Annotated in this window: 1 protein-coding gene; it reads right to left on the reverse strand. The window is 72.3% G+C overall.

The window, feature by feature from the left end:
- Positions 1-631 (reverse strand): cadherin-like domain-containing protein (locus AC1DGP_RS35270; protein ID WP_476833299.1); only part of this gene is annotated, 631 nt, incomplete at both ends.

Consider the following 631-nt stretch of genomic DNA (forward strand, 5'->3'; position numbering starts at 1 on the left):
CGGTGAACTCGACGACCCTGAAGAGCGCGGTCTGGGCGACCGCGACGGTCTCGTCGCTGACCTCGTAGCTCAGCGTCACCGGGCCAAAATAGCCGGGCGCCGGGGTGAACTCCCAGCCACCCTCGACCGCGGTCAGCGTGCCGCTGGAGACGGTGAGATTGCGGATCGACAGCGCATCGCCATCGGGGTCGCGCGCTCCCGCGAGCAGGCCGACCATGGTGATCAGCAGCGTCTCGCAGCGCCCGATGCTGCGCAGGTTGACGACGCCGGCGAGTTGCGGCGCCCGGTTGCTGCGTGGCCCGCCGGGGTTTTCACCGCCGGGTCCGCCAGGATTCTCGCCGCCCGGGCCGGAATGGCCGCCCGGGCCGGGGTGGTGGCCACCCGAGCCGCCGCCGGCCGAGGCGATCCCCTCGAAGTCATGGCCACCGCCAGAGCCGGCACTGCCGGAGAGGCCGCCGCCATGGCTGAGCGTCAGGTTGTCGTTGCTCGCCGGATCGCCGAAGACATCCTCGAGCTTGGCCGGCGAGAAGCGGCGCAGCGGCAGCTGCTCATAGTCGATCGGCGGGGAATCGATGCCGAGGAAGGCGGCAAGCCCGGCCGTGCCGACAGCCTGGCCGCCGGAGCCGAGCGC

It is taken from the genome of Allobosea sp. 05T433 (assembly GCF_056396065.1).